At 47.2% G+C, this 17,520-nt stretch carries 16 protein-coding genes; 9 read left to right on the plus strand and 7 right to left on the minus strand.

All coding sequences use genetic code 11. The annotated features are described in order from the left end of the window. Positions 1 to 78: 78 nt before the first annotated feature. The 7 genes from HMPREF9441_RS07085 to HMPREF9441_RS07115 form a co-directional block, all read right to left on the minus strand. Positions 79 to 939 carry an aldo/keto reductase family protein gene (locus HMPREF9441_RS07085; RefSeq protein ID WP_008619649.1) on the minus strand — a complete coding sequence of 287 codons (861 nt, stop codon included), beginning with the start codon at positions 937 to 939 and terminating at the stop codon, positions 79 to 81. After that, entirely contained in the window at positions 936 to 2,471 is a 1,536-nt protein-coding gene (locus HMPREF9441_RS07090; RefSeq protein ID WP_244949665.1) for an MATE family efflux transporter, read from the minus strand. Before HMPREF9441_RS07090 ends, HMPREF9441_RS07085 begins: the two co-directional genes overlap by 4 nt. Next, a complete protein-coding gene (locus HMPREF9441_RS07095) occupies positions 2,458 to 4,290 on the minus strand; it encodes a Coenzyme F420 hydrogenase/dehydrogenase, beta subunit C-terminal domain (protein ID WP_008619651.1) in 1,833 nt (610 codons plus the stop codon). Before HMPREF9441_RS07095 ends, HMPREF9441_RS07090 begins: the two co-directional genes overlap by 14 nt. Before the next feature lie 530 nt (positions 4,291 to 4,820). Then, entirely contained in the window at positions 4,821 to 5,156 is a 336-nt protein-coding gene (locus tag HMPREF9441_RS07100) for a PD-(D/E)XK nuclease domain-containing protein (protein WP_410517974.1), read from the minus strand. 13 nt (positions 5,157 to 5,169) lie between these two features. Next, positions 5,170 to 5,907 carry a UpxY family transcription antiterminator gene (locus HMPREF9441_RS07105; RefSeq protein ID WP_008619655.1) on the minus strand — a complete coding sequence of 246 codons (738 nt, stop codon included), beginning with the start codon at positions 5,905 to 5,907 and terminating at the stop codon, positions 5,170 to 5,172. Positions 5,908 to 6,722: 815 nt separating this feature from the next. Beyond that, the gene (locus tag HMPREF9441_RS07110) at positions 6,723 to 8,153 is read right to left on the minus strand and encodes a rhomboid family intramembrane serine protease (protein WP_008619658.1); all 1,431 of its coding nucleotides are present in this window, start codon (positions 8,151 to 8,153) and stop codon (positions 6,723 to 6,725) included. 108 nt (positions 8,154 to 8,261) lie between these two features. Further along, a complete protein-coding gene (locus HMPREF9441_RS07115) occupies positions 8,262 to 8,894 on the minus strand; it encodes a hypothetical protein (RefSeq protein ID WP_008619659.1) in 633 nt (210 codons plus the stop codon). A gap of 234 nt (positions 8,895 to 9,128) precedes the next feature. Here HMPREF9441_RS07115 and lysS point away from each other — a divergent pair, with 234 nt between their 5' ends. The 9 genes from lysS to HMPREF9441_RS07160 all read left to right on the plus strand — a co-directional run bounded on the left by lysS (position 9,129) and on the right by HMPREF9441_RS07160 (position 17,509). Next, complete coding sequence (gene lysS / locus HMPREF9441_RS07120) at positions 9,129 to 10,922, plus strand: lysine--tRNA ligase (protein ID WP_008619660.1); 1,794 nt, start codon at positions 9,129 to 9,131, stop codon at positions 10,920 to 10,922. 12 nt (positions 10,923 to 10,934) lie between these two features. Further along, positions 10,935 to 11,930 carry an NAD(P)H-dependent glycerol-3-phosphate dehydrogenase gene (locus tag HMPREF9441_RS07125; protein ID WP_008619661.1) on the plus strand — a complete coding sequence of 332 codons (996 nt, stop codon included), beginning with the start codon at positions 10,935 to 10,937 and terminating at the stop codon, positions 11,928 to 11,930. A 30-nt stretch (positions 11,931 to 11,960) separates the two neighbouring features. After that, on the plus strand, positions 11,961 to 13,310 hold the full coding sequence (locus tag HMPREF9441_RS07130) for a glucose-6-phosphate isomerase (protein ID WP_008619662.1): 1,350 nt from the start codon (positions 11,961 to 11,963) through the stop codon (positions 13,308 to 13,310). A 4-nt stretch (positions 13,311 to 13,314) separates the two neighbouring features. After that, complete coding sequence (locus HMPREF9441_RS07135) at positions 13,315 to 14,043, plus strand: HAD-IA family hydrolase (protein WP_008619663.1); 729 nt, start codon at positions 13,315 to 13,317, stop codon at positions 14,041 to 14,043. A 20-nt stretch (positions 14,044 to 14,063) separates the two neighbouring features. Further along, positions 14,064 to 14,486, plus strand: a complete 423-nt coding sequence (locus HMPREF9441_RS07140; protein ID WP_008619666.1) for a PaaI family thioesterase — start codon at positions 14,064 to 14,066, stop codon at positions 14,484 to 14,486. Further along, positions 14,483 to 15,166, plus strand: coding sequence for a response regulator transcription factor (locus HMPREF9441_RS07145; protein WP_008619668.1), 684 nt, complete (start codon positions 14,483 to 14,485; stop codon positions 15,164 to 15,166). The genes HMPREF9441_RS07140 and HMPREF9441_RS07145 overlap by 4 nt, the downstream gene beginning before the upstream one ends. A gap of 18 nt (positions 15,167 to 15,184) precedes the next feature. Continuing rightward, complete coding sequence (locus HMPREF9441_RS07150; protein ID WP_008619670.1) at positions 15,185 to 16,459, plus strand: sensor histidine kinase; 1,275 nt, start codon at positions 15,185 to 15,187, stop codon at positions 16,457 to 16,459. A gap of 91 nt (positions 16,460 to 16,550) precedes the next feature. Next, positions 16,551 to 16,991, plus strand: coding sequence for a PepSY-like domain-containing protein (locus tag HMPREF9441_RS07155; protein WP_008619681.1), 441 nt, complete (start codon positions 16,551 to 16,553; stop codon positions 16,989 to 16,991). A 50-nt stretch (positions 16,992 to 17,041) separates the two neighbouring features. Beyond that, positions 17,042 to 17,509, plus strand: coding sequence for a PepSY-like domain-containing protein (locus HMPREF9441_RS07160; RefSeq protein ID WP_008619684.1), 468 nt, complete (start codon positions 17,042 to 17,044; stop codon positions 17,507 to 17,509). The last annotated feature ends 11 nt before the right edge of the window (positions 17,510 to 17,520 follow it).

Raw genomic sequence — 17,520 nt, forward strand, 5'->3', positions numbered from 1 at the left:
ATCCACAGACAAGATAATAAACAACACCATCGGTAAAATTATAGAGTCATCCTGCAAACAAACTCTTTCTCAATACGATTAATAACCGGGACAATTCACAGATTCAATATGATATTTATAGTCTTGATTCAACGAACTAATTCCAGCCAACTCATCCGTTGTCAGCTCAAAGTCGAAAATGTCTATGTTTTCCTTAAAACGTTCAGGCTTGTACGACTTGAACACGGGCATGACATCTCCCTGCTGTATATGCCACCTTAAAATTATCTGTCCTAACGACTTGTTGTATTTTTCTGCCAACGCTTTCAATATGTGGCTGTTCTTGAGCTGCGGAACGAGACGGCACAAAGGAGCATACGCCTGAATCTTTATGTTGCGTTCTCTAAGATATGCCGTCAGCTTTTCCGCAATCCTGAGTGGATGGTATTCCATTTGATTTACCATGGGCGTGGGAAGAATATTCCCAGATTTTCCTGCCAATAATGCCTCAAAATGGCGGACATCGTAATTCGCCACACCTATGGCACGCGCCTTGCCCAATTCATATACTCCAACCATCTTCTCCCATGTCTGTTTGTAATAACCAGGATACGGCCAGTGCATCAGCCATAAGTCAACATAATCGGTTTGGAGGTTTCCGAGTGATATGTCCATCTGCTCTTTTATATTGCCAAGCACCTGCTGGGCGTTACCTATTTTAGTCGTCACGAAAATGTCTTCCCTTTGAAGGCCGACATCTTTCAAGGCATCTCTCAATGCTTTACCCACAACAGGTTCATTGCCGTAATCACGTGCAGTATCAATGGCTCTGAATCCGGAACTAAACCCGGCAACAAGTATCCTCTTCAACTCTTTATAATTCATCCAGTTGGTACCAATGGCCATACATGGCATTTGGATACCGTTTGACAATGTGATTTTATCGTTCGAATAGTTCATCTTTTCAATTTATTTGTGATAATATTTTTCACCTTATCTCTTTCCGTTTTGTCCATTCCTAAAACATAAACAAAGAACATCGACGATGCTGTAGATAACACACAGGTCAGAACGAGATGCAAAAAACCCTGATTGTAAATATGCTGATAAAGGATGTGCGTTATAAAGAATGAAGTGATAACAACCAGCAGACAGCGTCCGTATACTTTTTTTATGTAATCGGAAATGGAATAATCGATATATTTTTTCAAGATTATCATACTTGCGGCTTCAGAAACCAACATGGTCGCGTTTGCTGCATAAAAAACACTTTCTGGGGAAAATCCGATTTTTAACAAAATATATGCTAACGGAAACGCGGCGCACAATATTCCTCCAACCACCATATTTACGAATTTCAAATGCCCTGTGGCATGAAACACTGTTGAGCGGGGAGTCTTTATTGTCTGAATAAGACAAAGTATCAAAACAAGATGCAAGAAACATACCGTATGCTCAGGATAATCTCCGAGCCAAAGTGTCAAGATGTAATCCGTCTCCAAGAATATTGGAAGAGAAATCACCCACATCAGATAGAACGAGAAACAACTGCTTTGTTTCACGAGACGCATCATTTCCTCCGGCCTACTTTCGGCATACAGTTTAATTATCTGCGGTCTGACGGCAGTCATAAAATTATTGCTGAACTGTGTTATTGCCCCTTGTACCTGATACGCTATTCCTCTCGCAGCATTTACCGTCGGGCCGAAAAACATATTCAAGAGAATGTTCAAACCTTGGCCTTGTGCCAATACGGCGATATTGCCTATAAGGTCAGAACCGGCATACGAAAACATTTCCTTGAAAAGCCTTCTATCCTTATATATATGTATCACACATGACGCAAAGTGTCTGTTGCAATAAATTCTATAAAAAAACATTATTCCTATTTGGATAAGGCACAACATTAATGCGTAGAAAACCAGTTTGTCAATAGGAGACACAAAAATAAGAAACACTACCGATAATTTAAGAAGGACCTCGACAATACCCACATAGGCATAGATTTTCATGTTTTCATACGCAATGATTGTTGCGTTATACGGCACTTGGGTGAGCGAGAAAAAACATGTTATTACTGAAATTTGGTACACCCATAATGCTGCCTCCAACCTTCCATGAGGTATCGTCATCTTTTCATAAAAAAACCACAATCCTACAGTTTCAGCCAACAGGATTATAAGTAAAGCGATAATAACGTGTATAATCAAGGCCGTATTGAAAACTTTGTTCAGACGCTCAAAGTCCCTTTTGCCAAGTTCGAACGTTATATAACGCGATGTGGCCGCCCCGAGAGAGCCGTTCAGAAACGTGAACATTGTCACGATTCCACCTACAACATTGTATAGTCCATAATTCTCAAAGCCGAGAACCTGCAATACGACACGTGACGTATACAAATTAACTCCCATTACAAGGAGCATCCTGAAATACAGGAACATCGTATTCTTAGCTATCTTCCGGTTATCTGCCATGACTTCAATACCACTCAATGTTTTCCTTTATCACCTTTGCCGGCGATCCTCCTACAAGGCTATGCGGTGGCACGTCTTTCGTCACTGTCGCATTAGCTGCCACCACACTGCCTTCTCCTACTGTCACACCGGGCATTATGGTACATCCCGTACAAAGCCAAACATGGTCTTCAATACGTACAGGAGCATGATTCCGATAATGGTCGTTTATGATAACATGAGATCCGTTCCAATCTCTTATTGACACGTTCCGCCCTATACGTACCCCGTTGCCTATTGTAACTTCCTTGGCACACATTATCGTCAGCCCCACGTTCGCCGCGCCTTGACCGATTGTCAGCCTGCCACCGTTCACTATTTCTATATATGCGCCATAACGAAGATTATACGGCATTGTACCATAACGCGTCAAAGGCCCATCGTGTATTTCAAGTGTCGTGTTGGCCTCCATTCTCAGACATGTCGGTATACGCATCCCTTTTACAGGATTCTTGCCATACAACAACGATGCCTTTATTATGATTTTTGCAGAAGGATGGATATCAAATGTCGAGCTTGGCATTGTATATATCACGTGTCCTGACATCCAGTCGCTTTCCGTGTTTTTCCTATAATTCAGCTTAAGGAAATTAATATATGCCTTTGGCGAAAAACCCAAATACTGGTACAAACCGTAATATGGTTTCAATATTCCCTTAAGTTTCTGCCTGAAAGACAAATCAGCATTTGTCTTTAGAGGAAAATATTTACTGACAACTTCATCAAACGTGCCTTTATCCAAGTCTTCAAAGAATTGCCTGCGGTCTATCTTTGCAGGCTCGATAGGTTTTGTCAGTGCGACATTTCCAGGCAAGATGCTTTCAAACGTTGTATATTCCCACTCTATTTTGTCTTTTACCTGCCCGAAAAAATTTTCGCCTTTCTTCGAGTTAAGCAGAATCATCGATGTTCCGATATTGTTGTCAAGATTCTTGTTTATTTTCTCAATTCCCCAATAATCCGCAATGGTTATGTCGGCAATGCGTGGAAATCCCTTATATTGGCACGTGTAGCAGGAGGGACGGCAAAAAACATTGGTATGATAACCACGACGGAAATTATCGTCCATCTTTACTCCGTAATATACTTTTCCGTTATCAAATACAACTTTACGAGTAAGGTTTCTCCATCCCAACTCCTTGTTCTTAGCCTTGACATAAACCACCTTGCCACCATACTTACGTTCCAAAGAGTCTAGATATTTCCTATAAACTTTCGGAGAATTTACCCCACGGCAAATGAAGTCGACAATAACGAGATTGTCATAATCCTTGTGCAAGAACAATCGCAGGGCTGCCATCTGGCACGGTGTACCACATGCCAATACCTTTTTCCCATTCCTTAACAACTCTCTAATCCTTACATAAAGCCCCTCGGCATTACTTTGCAGATATTTGGAACTTCTTAACCTTGACAGATCTTCAGGCTTGTCGGAGACAAAATTGTGTACCAAAAAATTCTCATCATACACAGCTCCGCTGACATAACCACCCTGTTCATACATAACTTCAGCCAAGGCCGAAAATGCTCCGCCGGAAGTGCTGTCCCAACGGACGGCCATATTCTTGTTTATCGCTGCTACCGTTACGGGCGGATTATTGTCATTCTTCTTTAATTCGCCAATATGCAATTCAGGACACACCCTTTCACAAAGCCTGCAATCCACGCATTTTGTTTCGTCAACGACAGGATACCAAAATCCTTCTATATCCGTCTTAAATGTGATTGCTCCATGCGCACACACGTCACCACATGCATTGCAACCGCAACAATCAATATTATTCTTTATTGAAATCATTTGCCTATCAGTTATTAGAAAATATATTTAAGATCTCATTAGCCCCTCACATGGATTATCCACTTCACGTAGAGCAGTTTTTGCCTTAATCAGTCAATTCGATTAACGGATTGGAAAATCCTCTCTTTGGGAAGAAGTTGTTTTAGGCATCGAATGTGTCCACTTACAAAGAGTTTTGTCGAAAAATGGCTTCGCATCTTTCATACCTACTGGAAAAAGACTGAGTTAAGGTGAGCCTTGTTGTAAAATGCATTCATCTGCCTTTCACATAGAGACAAGCGTTGGTAATTTAGTTATGATATGAAATTGCACACGGCAATAATTGTAAGATTTTATAGATGGGACATTTTTTCAATGGTTGCCTTTGGTTAATTTGATAACACTCTGCCTTCAAGAAAAAACAACCCATCCTTCGAGTTCATGGCCAACCAATCCACACGGTTGTATTTTCAACCTCGTTTTCCTGACTCCTTTCACTCTCCATGAGGTTGCGATTGGCTTTGTCGCGCAACAGGCGTTTCACAGCCCAGTCAAAACAGACATTCCTCAACCTTCCACTCTTCCACCCCTTTGGTATCAGACGAGAAGTTCACACCTACGAGGAACACCTTCCGGCCATCCTTACGGTAAGGCTCGGCATAACCTTTCTCATGAATCTGTCGCAAAGCCTCGTCGGCACTGCCGTCGAGTTTGATTTCCATCACATAGATGTAATCCGACGTTTTGATGACGATGTCGATACGGCCGCGATGGGTGGTGCGCTCCACTTCGGTATAAAAGCCCATCATCTTGAAGATGACATACATAGTGTTCTGAAAATGGTAACATATACCGTTCAACATATCCGAGGTTAGTTCTTCGTGCACCAGATTGTTCCATTCATATATTCTTCGGCTCAGGCACTTCCCTCAAAAAAGCCTTGGGGATATAGGCCGAAGCCAGAAAGCATATCGGCTGCAAATCCACGATGACACAAGTCTGGCGGTCTATACGGGCCACGCGCCCTACTACGCCTTTGAAATCCCCTTCGGTAATCACGACTTGCTGGTCTTTCTTGATCCGGAAATCAGCCGGTGAGACGGCACGGATAGACTCGCTCCCTCCAATGGTGAAACGAATAAAATTGACCATCTCCTTGTGGGGTATAACCACCACGTCATTCAGCCCGTTTTCATTCAAAGACGTATGGTCGTACATGAAATGGAGGCTTACGGGCATCTTGTCTTTGCGACGGGATTCAGATTTCAATGGGAATGCCACCAAACGGCGGGCCGTGCACTCGTCCGTAAACACGAAAACAAGATTGGGCAAGAGGGATTCCTCTACTTTCTTCTTCTCTCCTTTCACCATCTTCAACGTCTTCCGTTTCGGCACATACACCAAAACGCCCCGTTTCTTCAATAGGTCTTCAGCCTCCCGTTCACGTCCATACGTCGCTCTCAAAACATACCATCGGCATTCTTGCGGAAGGCCGTGCGTCGGATGCAGGACATACTCCAAGGACACCCCGGTCCCGCATCTTTGCGAACCGGCGGTTGTGACAGGAGGCAATCCCTCACTCGGAAGTCGGCTTTCGCTTTCTTCCGGAATACTGGCTACATTTATCAACGTATCCATCACACCTTGGCACGGAAGTCCTGTGTGACGACACAAAAAAAGCGTGAGACCGTCGTTACTCGTCCCACCCTAAGAGGCTCTGGTATGCCCATTGTCGTTGAACGAGCAACATCCAGAGCCCACGCCGATATGGATATAACTTCTCCCTTTACGACACAATATACCCGTATCGAAAAGGGATGCGCATATATACACATCCCGAGGACATCTACTGTTGCCTCATCCCTGACGACAATTGAAATTTACCAGATTCCTTAGAGTCAAGAACAAGACGTCACGTAAACGCCTTTAATATGTCGCGAATCTCCGTCCCCACCCTTCCCCCGCATACGCGGTTCGGCGCAGGCTTCCGTCCGTTTTCAGCATCCCTGACAAATTACTCCGTCAGGGCAAGCTTCGCACGAACCCGGAAATTCTGCGGCAAAGATAATTATTTTTTCATTCCGTTCAAAAAATTCACCTTTAATTAACTCATAAACTTCAGCGATGCCGTCTTGGTCCCATCGAAATGCGAAAACAGTCCAAAAACGTCAGGCAAACGACTTTCCGGTGTGCGGCAAACGTTCGATCAATCTACTGAGAACTTTTTACGGATGTCCTGCAGGCAATGTTCCTTCCCCACCCCTTTCATTATGTTTTCATTTAAAAAGGGTTCACATCCTTCATTCTATCTAAGAATCAAACAATTAAGGTGAACCCTTCACTCAAACAGTCTTCACAAGAGATTCACCGAAAAATTCCGTTCCGCACTGTGGTACAACACTTTACGGTGAACCTTCAGCCGTCATTCACAAAAAAGAAAAATCAAATGCCCTTTATGGTTCCCGTACGAAAAAACTTTGTGCCATTTCATCCATCTCTTTTCGGAAAGGTTCACTCGTGGTCCACTGCACGATGGTCATGCACCGTAAAGGATTATCCTTATAATATCCGTAAGTAGTACGCCTCGCCTCAATCCATTTCTTCCCTGTAAGGGAGATACGTTGGGGGCTACTGACTTTCACAAATTCAGTCCCGTTCAGGACGACCGTCTCGCAAGTGCAACCGTCAAGCAAACGGCCTTCTTCGTCACACACACTCCGCTTTAAAGCATCTTTCATTTTCCGGGCATCCGTATCTGCCGCAGCATCCGAATACTCCACGGTCATCCAATTCAACCCGTTTTCGATGCGGAAATCCGACCATCCATCCGGCTTTCTATGCCAATTGGACGGATAACGGAAACTGAAACCACTCGCTTCGTCGCTAAAAGGAATCCAGACATCCTGATCCGTCATGGTCCAACCCTCCACTACGGTATACTCCGTCTTCTGCCCCATACCGTTCTCTTCCGAATGAATCTCCGAATCTCCGTTTCTTATATAGTCTTCCAACAGGCCACTCCGCCAAACTTCGCACACGTCTTGGTAATCGGGAGGCATTCCGTGTGTCAAGGCGGAAAACCAACAGATAAACTCAGATAATAAGACGAATTCTGCCAGACAAGCCACAACCATCCGTTTGCTTTTCTCACGCACCTTATCCGACATCCCGTAAGCCAACCCCAACAAGAAACCACACCCCAATCCGCCGACGTGCGCCGCATTATCCACACTGTCATCTCTCATCCCAAACAACAGATTATACAAAATGAAAACCGCAATACTGATAAGCAAGGTCTTTCGCCTCTCCTCTCCGCCCCTGCGTAAAAGCAAATAAGCAAAAAAGAGACCATACAAGCCGAATATGGCTCCCGAAGCCCCGGCCGCAATCCATTCGGCATTGACCGACAGGCTCGCCAAGGATGCGTAAAGTCCGGACAAGACATAAGCCATAGCCATACGGCGAGAACCTGCCAACGGCTCCAAAAACAGACCAATGAACAATAAGGCATACATGTTCATGGCCAAGTGTATAAGACCTACATGCACATAATTGCAGGTCAGCACACGCCAATAATCGCCGGTCAGAGTCAATGGAGCAAAATCGGCGCCCCAATGCAACAAATCGACATTGTCCGGAAAAAATATCCCTACACCGGACAAGCACATGGCCAGAAAGACGAGAAAATTAAGATCCAACAACAAAGGGGTAACCCAAAATCCCCTGCGTGGCACGAAAAAAGAAAGGAAAAAGCCTTTTCCGGGTTCGGCCGCACTAGGCGGAATAGTCTCATCTGCTTTTTCCCGCCCCTCTTGTATTTCACCACCGGATGACGCAAAGTAAAACCGAGCGGACAACGCCTGTGAATCCTTACGAACGTTCATACCCCCTTCTTTCCTCAAAAAGGAAATCCGCCGTCATATCCAAGTCCTGCCACGGGACTTCCGGAAATATGAGACGACAGCGGATTTCCGAACAGAAGCGCCTTACACTTATTCTTTCACTATGATATGTTCGCCATCTTCGGCTACATGGTAAGTCTTACTCAACATATTGGAGGACTTGTGTCCCACCATGATGAACGCATCACCTTTTTCTATCTGGTAGCTTCTCACATAGCCGTCTTCGCCATATCCCGATGCTTCCAACGCCTCTTTGCAGAACACCGGCAGATTCTCCACCTGCTTGGCCACATCATCGTAAGTGAAAAGCATATCCTTGAAACCGTCATAGGTATCAATCACATTATCGTCATGATCCGAAATCACCATATCCTGTTTATCCAGTTTGTTACGGACATCCTTATTATCGTACCAACTATATTCCGCCATCTTGTTCTTATCCTCCGGCGTTACAATTTGTATCGTCACACTCGTAGAAGGATCACCCGGCTTATAATTGAAATAGGTATAAATCTCGGCAAACTCTGCCGTTTCCTTTTTTGCCTTGGCCAATTCCAACAATTCATCTATCTTCCCGTCCAACTCCCCGGCATTTGCTCCGATAATCGTGTCCGACGGCGTTGTAGTAGCATTCTCTTTCATCTTATTCACAAAATCACAAGATGCCATCGTAACGGCAACTACACATAAGGCCCAGACACCTTTCCAAACTTTTGCTTTCATAGTCCCAATTTTAAAAAGTTACCACTCTATTGATTTATTTGCGAAAGTTAGCATTTTTATACTGAGCAAAATTACCCTCCCCGAATATTTAACACAAAATTAACTATATAAGTCCGTCATTCCAAAGAAAACATGTTTTCACTGTCCTAAGCTCCATGCTAATAAACGGGTAAATCATTGGGACACTCAAAAAACTTTTGTAATTTTGCCCCAAATATCGAAATCAGAATAAAAATGAATGTTTTAGAGTTAAGTGAACAAGAAATCGTAAGAAGGAACAACCTGAACGAACTCCGTGCCTTGGGCATCGACCCTTATCCGGCTGACGAATACCCGACCGATGCTTTCTCGACCGACATCAAAGCCGAATACGACGATGCGGCGGAAGAGAAACGCCAAGTGTGCATCGCAGGCCGTATCATGAGCCGGCGCATCATGGGCAAAGCCTCTTTCCTCGAATTGCAGGATTCCAAAGGGCGCATTCAGGTGTATGTCACCCGCGATGATATTTGTCCCGGAGAAAACAAGGATTTATACAACACCGTATTCAAGAAATTGCTCGACTTGGGTGACTTTGTCGGCGTCAAAGGCTTTGTTTTCAAGACTCAAACAGGCGAAATCAGCGTGCACACGCAAGAACTGACGGTTTTGGCCAAGAGCCTCAAGCCCCTGCCCATCGTCAAGATGAAAGACGGCGAGGTATATGACTCTTTCGACGACCCGGAACTGCGTTACCGCCAGCGTTACGTGGACTTGATTGTCAACAGCGGAGTGAAGGAAACGTTCCTGAAGCGTTCGGCCATCCTGAAAACGTTGCGTGCCGCCCTGGACGAAGCAGGCTACACGGAGGTGGAGACACCTATCCTGCAATCCATCCCGGGAGGAGCCAGCGCGCGCCCGTTCATTACCCACCACAACTCGCTCGACATCGACCTGTATCTTCGTATCGCCACGGAACTCTACCTGAAACGCCTCATCGTAGGCGGTTTCGAAGGCGTGTACGAAATCGGCAAGAACTTCCGCAACGAGGGTATGGACAAGAGCCACAATCCGGAGTTCACTTGCATGGAACTTTATGTACAATATAAGGATTACAACTGGATGATGGCGTTTACCGAAAAGTTGCTCGAGCGCATCTGCATCGCTGTGAACGGCAGCACGGAGAGCGTGGTGGACGGAAAGACCATCAGCTTCAAGGCACCCTATCGCCGTCTGCCCATCTTGGAGGCCATCAAGGAAAAAACGGGTTATGACCTGAACGGGAAGAGCGAAGAGGAAATCCGCGAGATATGCAAGGCCCTGAATCTGGAAATCGATGACACGATGGGTAAAGGCAAGCTTATCGACGAGATTTTCGGCGAGTTCTGCGAGGGTACTTATATCCAACCTACCTTTATCACCGACTATCCGGTGGAAATGTCGCCGCTCACCAAGAAACACCGCAGTAATCCGGCATTGACCGAGCGTTTCGAGTTGATGGTCAACGGTAAGGAACTGGCCAATGCCTATTCGGAGTTGAACGACCCGATAGATCAGGAAGAGCGTTTCATCGAACAGATGCGCCTGAGCGAGAAGGGCGACGACGAAGCGATGTTCATCGACCAGGATTTCCTGCGTGCCTTGCAATATGGCATGCCCCCCACCAGCGGTATCGGTATCGGCATCGACCGTCTGGTCATGCTCATGACGGGCCAGACCACGATTCAAGAGGTTCTCTTCTTCCCGCAAATGCGTCCTGAAAAGAAAATACCCAAGGACAGTGCCGACAAATACGCTGCCATCGGCGTGGCCGAAGCACTCGTGCCCGTGCTGCAAAAAGCCGGATATAATCTGGTAAGCGACATGAAGGAAGTCAATCCGCAAAAGCTACAGCAACAGGTGGGAGAGGTCATCAAGAAATACAAACTCGACATCGAAAAGCCATCCGTCAACGACGTGGCCGAGTGGATTGCCAAAATCGCGAGTGAGCGAGCGCAGACCGAGCCTGGCTCGAGTATGCCGAACGTGAGCGATTTATCCAAAATATAACAACCGGAAAACATGGGAAATTGTGGAACCATAGCCATCATGGGGGGCGGTAGCTGGGCTACCGCCATCGCCAAGATGATGTTGGAGCGAAACGATTCCATCCATTGGTACATGCGACGGGAAGACCGCATCGAGGAATTCCGCCGCCTGGGACATAATCCGGCTTACCTGACCAGCGTACATTTCGACGTGAACCGCATCCACTTCTCTGCCGACATCAATAAAATAGTGGAAGAAGCGGATACTTTGATTTTCGTCACCCCCTCACCTTATTTAAAGAGTCATCTGAAGAAACTCAAGACGCGCCTGCGCGATAAATTCATCGTCACGGCCATCAAGGGTATCGTGCCCGACGAAAACCTGGTCTGCTCGGAATATTTTCATCAGGTGTATAGCGTGCCCGACGAGAATCTGGCCGTTCTGGGGGGACCGAGCCATGCGGAAGAAGTGGCTTTGGGACGGCTTACTTATCTGACCGTAGGATGCGCCGACTTGGAAAAGGCGCAAAACTTTGCCGACATGATCAGCAGCGAATATGTCAAGACCAAAATCAGCGACGACGTCATCGGCATCGAATACGCTTCGGTGTTGAAGAACGTCTATGCCATCGCGGCGGGTATCTGCAACGGCCTGAAGTATGGAGATAACTTCCAATCGGTCATCATGTCCAACGCAGCGCAGGAAATGAACCGTTTTCTCAAGATTGTACACCCCATTGAACGGAATATCATCGATTCGGTCTATCTGGGCGACCTTCTCGTCACGGGATATTCCAACTTCAGTCGCAACCGGGTGTTCGGTTCCATGATAGGCAAGGGGTACAGTGTGAAAAGCGCACAAATAGAAATGGAAATGATAGCCGAGGGGTATTACGGCACCAAATGTATGAAGGACATCAACAAGTGCCTCCATGTCAACATGCCGATTCTGGACGCCGTATATAATATCCTCTACGAACGTATCTCGCCGAGCATCGAGATAAAACTGCTCACCGATTCATTCCGATAACTCATTATTGTTTTTTAATAGCGTAAAAAGATGAAGAATATTCAATTAGACATCACAAAAGCAACTCAGTTCCTTCAGGCCGATGCCATCGCGGCATACGAACCGAAGGTGAAGGCCGCACAGGAAGCGTTGGAAAACGGCACTTGTCCGGGTAACGACTTTTTAGGTTGGCTGCACTTGCCGTCTTCCATTACTCCCGATTTCATCGGTGAACTGAACGCCACGGCACAGGTGCTCCGCGAGAACTGCGAAGTGGTCGTAGTAGCCGGCATCGGCGGAAGCTACCTTGGCGCACGCACCGTCATCGAAGCCCTGAGCAACAGCTTCCAATGGTTGCTGAACGATAAGAAGAACCCGGTCATCCTGTTTGCCGGAAACAACATCGGCGAAGACTATCTGGCCGAAATGTGCGCTTACCTGGCCGACAAGAAATTCGGTGTCATCAATATTTCCAAGAGCGGCACGACCACCGAAACGGCTTTGGCTTTCCGCCTGCTGAAAAAGCAATGCGAAGACCAACGCGGCAAGGACATGGCTCGCAAAGTCATCGTGGCCGTAACCGATGCCCAAAAAGGTGCCGCCCGTACCACGGCTGATAAGGAAGGATACAAGAGCTTCATCATCCCCGACAATGTGGGCGGACGTTTCTCCGTACTCACTCCCGTAGGCTTGCTGCCTATTGCCGTAGCCGGTTTCGACATCGCACAACTCGTGGCCGGTGCCGCCGACATGGAAAAAGCAACAGCCGTGGACGTACCTTTCATGGAAAACCCCTCGGCCGTATATGCAGCCTGCCGCAACGCTTTATATGCCGAAGGCAAGAAAATAGAAATTCTGGTAAACTACCAGCCTAAGCTGCACTACCTGAACGAATGGTGGAAACAGTTGTACGGAGAATCGGAAGGAAAGGATCAAAAAGGTATTTTCCCGGCTGCCGTAGATTTTACCACCGACCTTCATTCCATGGGACAATGGATTCAGGACGGCGAACGTACCATCTTCGAGACCGTCATCAGTATCGAGCAGCCCAACCACAAGGTGCTCTTCCCTTCGGACGACGAAAATCTGGACGGCCTGAACTTCCTGGCCGGAAAGCGTGTGGACGAAGTGAACAAGATGGCCGAACTGGGTACGCAACTGGCTCACGTGGACGGCGGTGTGCCCAACATGCGCCTGAGTGTCCCTGTGTTGAATGAGTACTATTTGGGACAAATCATCTATTTCTTCGAGAAGGCCTGCAGCATCAGCGGTAACCTCTTGGGGGTAAATACCTTCAACCAGCCGGGCGTGGAAGCCTACAAGAAGAACATGTTCGCCCTGCTGAACAAACCGGGTTACGAAAAAGAAAGTGAAGCCATCCGCGCACGCTTAAACAAATAAGCCCATGTTCGAAGCAGAAAAAGACAAATATTTAATGAAGCACGGCTTTGGGGCGACGCGCCTTAAAGCCGTGCTCTTTGATATGGACGGGGTCCTCTTCGACTCCATGCCCAACCATGCCTATTCCTGGAGCCATGCCATGACGCAGTTCGGCCTGCACATCACGCCCGAAGAAGCCTACATGCACGAAGGACGTACGGGCGGCGGAACCATCGATCTGCTGGCACAACGTGATTGGGGACGCCGGGCTACCGAAGAGGAGAAGCAAACCATCTATAAAGCCAAGTCCGACGTGTTCAGCCGTTGTCCGGAAGCCCCACGGATGCCGGGCGCTTACGAGTTGCTGAAAAAGGTAAAGGCCGATGGCTTCACCCCCATGGTCGTCACCGGGTCGGGGCAGGTCAGCCTCATCGACCGGCTGAATCATAATTTTCCGAGCGTATTCCGGCGCGACCTGATGGTGACCAGTTTTGATGTGAAATACGGCAAGCCCAACCCCGAGCCCTACCTCATGGGACTGCAAAAAGCCGGTATACAACCGTGGGAAGGCCTTGTGGTGGAAAATGCTCCCTTGGGGGTACAAGCCGGAGTATCTGCCGGAATCTTCACCATCGCCGTCAATACGGGACCGCTGCCCGACGAAGTGCTGATTGATGCCGGTGCCGACTTGTTGTTCCCTTCCATGCAATCGCTTTGCGAACACTGGGAAGAAATACGAAAAACTTTCGCCTGACATTTTTATCCAACTATAGTATGACATTATCCGAATTATTACAGAACGACCGGTTTGCCCGGGCGGCCGGTGTCGAGATACTCGACATCTGTCCGGGATATGCCAAAGCCCGAATGGAAGTCACCCCTGCCCACCTCAATGCCGCCGGGGTCTGCCAAGGCGGTGCCCTTTTCACGTTGGCCGACTTGGCTTTTGCCGCCGTAGCCAACAGCTATGCACAGGTAACATTGTCTTTAAGCGCCAATATCAACTTCCTGAAAGCCGTGTCTGCCGGATGGCTTTACGCAGAGGCCCGTGAGATACACCACCACCCGCGCATTCCTTATATAGAGGTAAGAATCTGCCAAGAAAACGGTGACTTGGTGGCCATCCTCAACAGCACAGGTTACCGGAAGAAAGACAGATTACCCATCGACAATCCATCCGATACGGAACAGTCATGAAGATCCTGCTGATTGAAGACGAAGAGGAGTTGCGGAATACCGTCAGGGAGTACCTCACGCGCGAAAAGTTCATCGTGGAGTGTGCGGAAGACTATGCCTCTGCCATGGAAAAGGTCAACGATTACGATTACGACTGTATCTTGCTGGACATCATGCTGCCCGGCGGAAGCGGACTTTCCGTCCTGGCCCATCTCAAACGGATGCGTAAACAGGAAAGCGTCATCATCATCTCGGCCAAAGACTCCATTGAGGACAAGGTGGAGGGGCTTAATCTCGGGGCCGACGATTATTTGGCCAAACCATTCCATCTGGCCGAGCTTAACGCACGGGTAAAATCCCTGTTGCGCAGGAAAAAAGCCGGAGGAGACACCAGTATCGTACTGGGCAACCTGACTTTAGTCCCTGACACACGCAAAGTGACCGTAGATGGGAACGAACTGAACCTCAACCGTAAGGAGTTCGACCTGCTGTATTATTTCATCAGCAATCCCAACCGCCTCATCAACCGTATGGCATTGGCAGAGTCTGTATGGGGCGACCACATCGACCAGGCTGATAGCCTCGACTTCATTTATTCCCAGGTGAAGAATTTGAGGAAAAAGATGAAAGCTGCCGGCACACAAGCAGAAATAAAAGCCGTTTACGGTTTCGGCTACAAACTGGCATTCGACATGCCGTAAACTCCCCATACCCCGACCATGAAGTTATTACGCTATACCCACTTCAACCTCTCTTTCCTCCTGTTCTTGTTGCTGGGCGGATGGGGTACCTTTTTCTATTACACCGTCATCGACGAAGTGATGGACGAGACCGACGATGCCCTGGCCAATTACCGGGATATTATTGTGGGGAAAATCCTGGCGGACTCTACTCTTTTAGATACCGAGGACAAAATCATACACAGTTACAGCATCCGTCCGCTTACCACGGAAGAGGTCGAGCACTATCGCGACCGGTACTACGACGGTACGGTATATATCGAGACTGAAGATGAATATGAACCCGTACGTATCATGAAGTCCTGCTTCATGGCCACCGACCTGAAATATTATGAACTGGAACTCCGACTCTCCACTTTGGAACGGGACGATTTGATAGCCGCCATATTCAAATATCTCGTCGCACTCTACATCGCATTGCTTTGTTGCATCATCTTCAGCACACGCCTTATCCTGAAGTCCGTGTTCCGCCCGCTCGACCGTTTATTGGAATGGCTTGAAAACGTATCACCCGGACACCCGGCACCTTATCTGAATCCGGATTGCCGTATTCGGGAGTTCCGTACCCTGAACCGTGCTGCCCTTGAAATGCACGAACGGGCAGAAAAAGCATACCGGGAACAAAAGGAATTCATCGAAAACGCCTCTCATGAACTGCAAACCCCGTTGGCCGTCATCAACGGTAAGCTGGAATTGTTGGCCGAACATGAGAATCTCGATGAAGAGGAACTGAAAAATATCGATGACATGTTCCGTAGCCTGCACCGTGCCATACAGCTCAATAAATCCCTGCTCCTGCTTTCGCGTATCCAAAACCGGCAATTCGAGGAAGTAACTGAAGTGGATATGAACCCACACGTCCGAAAGATTCTCGAACTGTTATCGGACTTATACGAAGAAAAAGAACTGGACTATCACTTGTCAGACACGGAAGACTGCCGTATCAGGATGAACGAATCGCTGGCTCATACTTTACTGACCAATCTCATCAAAAATGCCATCATACATAGCCCCGAACACGGACGTGTGGACATACTCATCCATTCCACCCGGATTGAAATCGTCAACGACGGGAACCAAGCCCTCGACGAACGACAAATGTTCAAACGCTTCTACAAGGGGCATAGCGGACAAAAAGAATCGACCGGACTGGGACTGTCTATCGCCCAATCCATTGCCGACCTGTACCATCTCTCCCTCACATACTATCATGACGGACGACATCATTTCGTGTTAAAAGTTGCAAAGCCCTAAAACGAAAAGCACAAATCCCAAATCTTTCCAGAATCAGGTATTTACTTTGCGGTTACAATAGCATTACTAACCATTAAAAGGAATTACCATTATGAGAAAGATTTTTGCCATATTGATTTTAGGGATTGTCATCGTAACGACCGCTTGCGCCGACAATGATGTCATCACCCGCAATTTAAACGAACTGCCCGCCCCGGCACGTACGATTTTAAAGCAGCAATTTGCCCATACCAAAGTCTCGTATATCAAAATAGACAAAGACTGGTTCAAATCTACCACTTACGACGTACAGCTTGTCAATGGTACGGAAGTCTCCTTCGACAGCAAAGGGGATTGGACGGAAGTAGACGGCAAAAGGTCTGAAGTCCCGGCTTTTTTCATACCGAAGGAAATCAAGAAACAAGTGAACGAGATGTTCCCCGGAGAGAAAATCACCAAAATAGAAAAAGACAGTCGTAAGTACGAAGTGGAGCTCACCAACGATGTAGAACTCAAATTCGACCGTAAATTCAATATCCGTGAGATTGACTGAAAGATGAGATTTTCACAAGAATATAAACCTTTTACAAAAACCAAAACAAAATGAGAAAGAATATATGGAAATGGGGGCTTTTCATCTTATTGCTCGCCCCGGTTATGACCGCATGTAAAGACGACGATGAGGACGACTACAACTTTCGGAATGACCCACACATCACCCAAACGGTAGAAAGCCGTTATCCGGGAGCACAAATCGTGGAAGTCGAACGTACCTACCAAGGATATGAAGTACAAATGTGGCTGAACAATGCAGAGGCAGACATGCACGTGGACACGAATTACCAATGGTTGTTCACTGAATTCGAGGATATGGCATGGACATCCGTTCCGGAAGCCGTAGTCAACAGCTTCACGCAGGAAGGTTACACGTTCAACCCACGTGAGGACGATGTAGACCGCATTGAATATCCCAACGGGGCGGAAACAGGCGTCTACTACCGCATCGAATTGGATCGCGAACCGATAGATCTCATTCTGGTTTACAATCCCGATGGCAGCAAACGTTCATAAAAATCCCTTCT

The sequence above is a fragment of the Paraprevotella clara YIT 11840 genome, from assembly GCF_000233955.1.
GTDB classification, from domain to species: Bacteria; Bacteroidota; Bacteroidia; order Bacteroidales; family Bacteroidaceae; genus Paraprevotella; species Paraprevotella clara.

Coding starts and splice junctions, on each gene's coding strand:
- HMPREF9441_RS07095 (WP_008619651.1), bottom strand. CDS start 4,290: ATGATTTCAATAAAGAATAATATTGATTGTTGCGGTTGCAATGCATGT.
- HMPREF9441_RS07145 (WP_008619668.1), top strand. CDS start 14,483: ATGAAGATCCTGCTGATTGAAGACGAAGAGGAGTTGCGGAATACCGTC.
- HMPREF9441_RS07160 (WP_008619684.1), top strand. CDS start 17,042: ATGAGAAAGAATATATGGAAATGGGGGCTTTTCATCTTATTGCTCGCC.
- HMPREF9441_RS07140 (WP_008619666.1), top strand. CDS start 14,064: ATGACATTATCCGAATTATTACAGAACGACCGGTTTGCCCGGGCGGCC.
- HMPREF9441_RS07110 (WP_008619658.1), bottom strand. CDS start 8,153: ATGAACGTTCGTAAGGATTCACAGGCGTTGTCCGCTCGGTTTTACTTT.
- HMPREF9441_RS07150 (WP_008619670.1), top strand. CDS start 15,185: ATGAAGTTATTACGCTATACCCACTTCAACCTCTCTTTCCTCCTGTTC.
- lysS (WP_008619660.1), top strand. CDS start 9,129: ATGAATGTTTTAGAGTTAAGTGAACAAGAAATCGTAAGAAGGAACAAC.
- HMPREF9441_RS07105 (WP_008619655.1), bottom strand. CDS start 5,907: ATGGATACGTTGATAAATGTAGCCAGTATTCCGGAAGAAAGCGAAAGC.
- HMPREF9441_RS07125 (WP_008619661.1), top strand. CDS start 10,935: ATGGGAAATTGTGGAACCATAGCCATCATGGGGGGCGGTAGCTGGGCT.
- HMPREF9441_RS07130 (WP_008619662.1), top strand. CDS start 11,961: ATGAAGAATATTCAATTAGACATCACAAAAGCAACTCAGTTCCTTCAG.
- HMPREF9441_RS07155 (WP_008619681.1), top strand. CDS start 16,551: ATGAGAAAGATTTTTGCCATATTGATTTTAGGGATTGTCATCGTAACG.
- HMPREF9441_RS07135 (WP_008619663.1), top strand. CDS start 13,315: ATGTTCGAAGCAGAAAAAGACAAATATTTAATGAAGCACGGCTTTGGG.
- HMPREF9441_RS07115 (WP_008619659.1), bottom strand. CDS start 8,894: ATGAAAGCAAAAGTTTGGAAAGGTGTCTGGGCCTTATGTGTAGTTGCC.
- HMPREF9441_RS07085 (WP_008619649.1), bottom strand. CDS start 939: ATGAACTATTCGAACGATAAAATCACATTGTCAAACGGTATCCAAATG.